The 4,902-nt window shown below is 71.2% G+C and carries 3 protein-coding genes; all 3 read left to right on the forward strand.

Going from position 1 to position 4,902, the window contains the following annotated elements:
- The first annotated feature begins 385 nt into the window (after window positions 1-385).
- The 3 genes from mobF to EJA20_RS17900 are packed head-to-tail and all read left to right on the forward strand — an operon-like array spanning window position 386 to window position 4,677.
- A complete protein-coding gene (gene mobF, locus EJA20_RS17890; protein WP_240675631.1) occupies window positions 386-3,184 on the forward strand; it encodes a MobF family relaxase in 2,799 nt (932 codons plus the stop codon).
- A gap of 39 nt (window positions 3,185-3,223) precedes the next feature.
- A complete protein-coding gene (locus tag EJA20_RS17895; protein ID WP_129339871.1) occupies window positions 3,224-3,439 on the forward strand; it encodes a helix-turn-helix domain-containing protein in 216 nt (71 codons plus the stop codon).
- 29 nt (window positions 3,440-3,468) lie between these two features.
- Window positions 3,469-4,677: a tyrosine-type recombinase/integrase gene (locus EJA20_RS17900; RefSeq protein WP_164984057.1), complete on the forward strand. Its 1,209-nt coding sequence runs from the start codon at window positions 3,469-3,471 to the stop codon at window positions 4,675-4,677.
- The last annotated feature ends 225 nt before the right edge of the window (window positions 4,678-4,902 follow it).

A 4,902-nucleotide genomic window follows, 5' to 3' on the forward strand; every position in this document is an offset into this window, starting at 1 on the left:
TCACTTCGCCCGGAGGTCCTCCCTCATGTCAACAACGTCCGTGGGCACTACATCTAGCCGCCCTGGCCAACCCGCCCGACTGGCCAGCACGACCGACGGCAGCCGCGTCAACAGGAGCTAGCGCGGTGTGTCCTGCCGAAGGCCCTGGACGTCGACTCTTCTTGCACGGTGTGCGACGGGAGGGGTCGGGGAAGCCCGTCACACCCGGGCCCGCACGTAGAAGGCCAGAAGCGCGGCGCACAGGGAGGCAGGACGGGGACGTCCGGCGGCGGGTGCCGCGGCTCGCGCGAGCGATCGGACGATCGTCCGGTCGTGATACGGCTCGCCGTGCGCACAGTGCCTGTACGGGAGGCCGCGCGTGCCTCTGGTCAGTGGGTGCTCCGCCGTGCTGTCGTTGCACAAGCTCACCTCGGGGGACGGGTACGCGTACCTGACACGACAGGTCGCGGCCGGTGACGCGCGTCTGCCAGCGGGCGGATCGCTCGGTGAGTACTACGCCCAGTCCGGGAACCCAGCAGGGCGTTGGCTCGGGCAGGGCCTGAAGTGCCTGGACCAGGGCAGAGGTGCCCCTCTCCCCGGCGTGGCGGTCGAGGCCGAGGCGATGAAGGCGCTCTTTCGAGACGGCGTCGACCCATTCACCGGACTGCCTCTCGGCGGCGACTACGCGAGCCAGCGGGCACGAGGTCGCGCGGTGGTGTGCGGCTACGACCTGACGTTCACAGCGCCGAAGTCCGTGTCCGTGCTCTGGGCGCTGGGTGACAGCCGCACGCGGCAGCAGATCTACGACGCTCACTCCGCCGCGCTGGCCGCAGCGCTGGAGTTCGTCGAGCGCTCGGTAATCCGCACCAGGGTCGGCGCGGGCGGGACGCGACAGGTCACGACGCGCGGGATGGTCGCGACGGCCTTCGACCACTGGGACACGCGTGCCGGCGATCCGAACCTGCACACCCACGTCGTCGTCGCCAACAAGGTGCAGGGGCACGACCGGGCGTGGCGCTCCTTGGACGGAAGGACGATGCACGCCGCCGTCGTCACCGTCTCGGAGCTCTACGACGCGCTGCTGGCCGACGAGGTGGCGCGACGGCTTCCGGTCGAGTGGGAGCGCCGGTCCCGAGGTGAGCGCCGCAACGAGGCGTTCGAGCTCCGCGGCACGGACGACGCCCTGCTCGCGCACTTCTCGTCCCGCTCGCAGGAGATCCACGCCGCCGAAACGGACTGGGCAGCGCAATTCCGCGAGTCGCACGGGCGGTCACCGTCGCGGACCGAGACCACTCGTGCACGCCAGCGCCTGACCCGGCAGACGCGGCCGGCGAAAGTCGTCCGATCCCTCGGGGAGCTCCTCGAGGAGTGGCGCAACCGTGCCCGCGTGCTGACCGGGCAGGAGCCGGCCGACCTGGCGGCGCGGGCCCTCCAGGGCGGGTACGGGCGACCACTGCACGCACACGACGTCGGGCTAGAGGTCCGAGAGGCGCTCGTGACGCAGGCGATCGAGGACGTGGCCTCCCGGCGCTCGGTGTGGTCCACCTGGAACCTCGCCGCCTCGGTGACGCGCGCTTCCGCGCTGTTGCGGATGGCGTCACCCGCGGATCGCAACCGGCTCACGGGGGAGGTCGTCCGGGAGGCGCAGGCGCGGTGCGTGCACCTGGACGACACCCGGTCACCCGAGTCGCGGCGCGTCGGGGAGTCTGCCTACACCTCGGCTGAGCTACTGGAGGCAGAACGCACCCTGGAGCACGCCGCTCGTCTGGGATGGCTTCGCGGGCCCGCTGCGAAGACCCTCAGCGGGGATCAGGCCTACCTCCACGATCTCGCCCCCGACCAGGCCACGGCCGTCGTCCGCATCGTCGAGTCGGACCGCCGCCTGGACGTGCTCGTCGGACCTGCAGGCAGTGGCAAGACCCGATCGCTCGCGGCCCTGGCCCGGATCCACGAGGCGGCAGGCGTGCCCGTCCTCGGCCTGGCACCCTCCGCCGCCGCAGCACACGTGCTCGAGCAGGCCCTCGGCATCCGCTGCGAGACCACGGCCAAGTGGCTCTACGAGACGGTGGGTGCCGGCGAGCACTCGCGGTCACCGCACTTCCATGCGTCCACGAACTCGCGGTGGTCTTTGGGACCGGGGCAGCTCGTGATCGTCGACGAGGCGTCCTTGGCCGACACCCCCACCCTCGTCGCCCTGTTGCAGCAGACCAGCCTGGCCGGCGGCAAGCTGCTGCTCGTCGGCGACGAGCTGCAGCGCGGTGCGGTCGGCGCCGGCGGCGCCTTCGGGATGCTCGTCCGACGAGGACCCACCGCCGAACTCCGGTCCCTGTGGCGGTTCCGGCACCCCTGGGAAGCGCGAGCCTCGCTCGACCTGCGACACGGCAACCCCGAAGGGCTTCGGGACTACCTGATCCACGACCGGATCACCGGCGGGACATACGACGAGGCCATCGACGCAGCGGTCGACGCCGCTCTGGAAGCGGAAGTAGGCGGGCGCAGTGCGCTCCTCCAGGCCGCAGACTCCAGGACGGTCGGCGAGCTGAACGCGCGTACCCGCGCCCGACGCGTGCTGTCCGGTGATGTGGCCGCCGAGGGCCTCACCCTGGCGGATGGGTCGATCGGCGGCACCGGGGACAGGGTCATCACCCGCCGCAACGACCGCCGCCTCGTGACCAGTGACGGGTACGTGCGGAACGGCGCCCTCTGGGACGTCACCGCCACGCACCGGGACGGGTCCATGACGCTCCGAGCAGTGGCCGGTGCGGTCGGAGTGCGCGTCCCTCGTCGCTACGTCCGGGCCCACGTCGAGCTGGGCTACGCGATCACCACCGCCCGCACGCAGGGCGCGACGGTCGAGGAGTCCCACACCGTCGCCACTCCTGGCATGGCACGCGAGGACCTGTACGTGGCGATGACGCGCGGCCGGACCAGCAACCACCTCCACGTGGCTCAACAATTCGGTGAATCAGAGTGCCTGGGTGCGTCGTCGCCCGAGACACGTGGGCCGGTCGAGGTCGTCGCCCAGATCCTCGCGACCACCCGCGCTGACCTCTCGGCGACCGAGACGTGGGCCAAGCACCACCCGGACGTCCCTGTGCCCGCTTGTCCCCAGCAGCCCTACCCCGGCTCCCGTCCACAGATGACGGGACGTCCCTGGACACCCCCGGTCCCGCCGGCGCCTGATGTCCGCATGGCGGGTCGATGACCAGCACGAGAAACCCCACCCAGGAGGAGGAGCACCACCATGGCAGTCGACGACCTGACCCACACCCCGCGACTCATGCTGACGATGACGGAGGCGGCCGACCGCCTCTCCATCGGTCGCACCTCGCTCTACCAGCTCGTGCGCACCGGCGAGATCGAGTCCGTCCACATCGGGCGGCTGCGCCGGATCCCCGCTGACGGCCTCCTCGCCTTCGTCGAGCGCTGCCGCGCGACGGCGGCCAGCCATCAGAGCTGAGCCCGACCATGGGCCGACGTGCCGGCAACATGCGCTCGTCGATCTTCCAGACAGCCGACGGGCGGTGGGTCGGCTTCGTCACGATGGGCATCCGCCCCGACGGGTCTGTGGACCGGCGCAAGCGGACGGCACCCACGCGGGCCGACGTCACTCGCAAGGTCCGCCTGCTCGAGCAGCAACGAGCCGAGGCGAGTGCCGTGCCCGCGGGACGGTCGCCGCGGCTCGAGGACTGGCTACGTGACTGGCTGGTCGCCACCGCTCTTCGGGTGCGACCCAGCACGCTCTCCGGCTACCGCGTCGACGTGGACACCCACATCGTCCCCGCCATCGGGAAGCACCGGCTGCTCGCCCTGGAACCCGAGCACATCGAGCACCTCTACACCGAGCTCGCGGCCAAGGGCCTGGCGCCGGGCAGCGTCCACCACGTCCGCCGCACACTCAACAAGGCCCTCAACGACGCGCTGCGTCGACGCAGGATAGTGCGCAATCCCGTGACGCTCGCGCACACGCCGCGGTACGACCCACCCGAGATCGAACCCCTCACCGTCGCGGAGGCACGCCGGCTCCTTGCCGCCGCCGAAGATGAGCGCAACGGTGTCGCGTTCATGCTCGCGATCTCGCTCGGCCTCCGACGGGGCGAAGTCCTCGGGCTGTCGTGGAAGGACGTCGAGCTCGACGCGGGCCGGCTGCACGTGAGGAAGCAGCTCGAGCGCCGGAACTGGCGGCACGGCTGCGTGAGTCCCATCGACTGCGAGGAGTCCGCCGCGAAGTGCCCCCAGCGCAAGGACGGTGGCCTGGTCCTCTCCGAGCTGAAGACCAAGCAGTCCCGTCGCACCCTGCCGCTACCCGAGCCGCTCGTCCGCGCCCTGCGCCGCCACCGTCAGGCACAGCGCGAGGCCCAGATCCACGCCGGCTCCGTGTGGCACGACAGTGGGCTCGTGTTCACGAACACCGTCGGCCGTCCGGTCGCGCCGCGGGACCACTCTGTCCACTGGACGGAGTTCCTCGAGCGCGTCGGCGTCCGGCCCGCCCGCCTGCACGACGCCCGCCACACCGCTGCGACCCTCCTGCTGGTACAGGGCGTTGACCAGCGCGTTGTCATGGGCATGTTCGGCTGGACGTCGCCAGCGATGACGACGCGCTACCAGCACGTGGTCCCCGAACTGGCCGAAGAGGCGAGCCGCCGGATGACGACCGCGCTCTGGGGAGAGGGCGTCGCGGAGGGGTCGGCGCGCTAGATGCCCTCGCCCCTCGCTCCTGGTCCTTGAGTAGATCGACCATCCTCCCGAGGCGATCGGCTGCGAGCGAAGGTCGCAGGGACAGAACTGCTACCAAGACTGCTACCCACGTCCCTGGCGGAGGCTCTCTCCCGCCCCCATGAAGCACGACGAAGGGCCCGTCTCCTGCGCTGTCGCAGGTGACGGGCCCTTCGGTCCGGCGGAGGATGGGGGATTCGAACCCCC

Source organism: Cellulomonas endophytica (assembly GCF_004123805.1).
GTDB lineage: Bacteria > Actinomycetota > Actinomycetes > Actinomycetales > Cellulomonadaceae > Cellulomonas > Cellulomonas endophytica.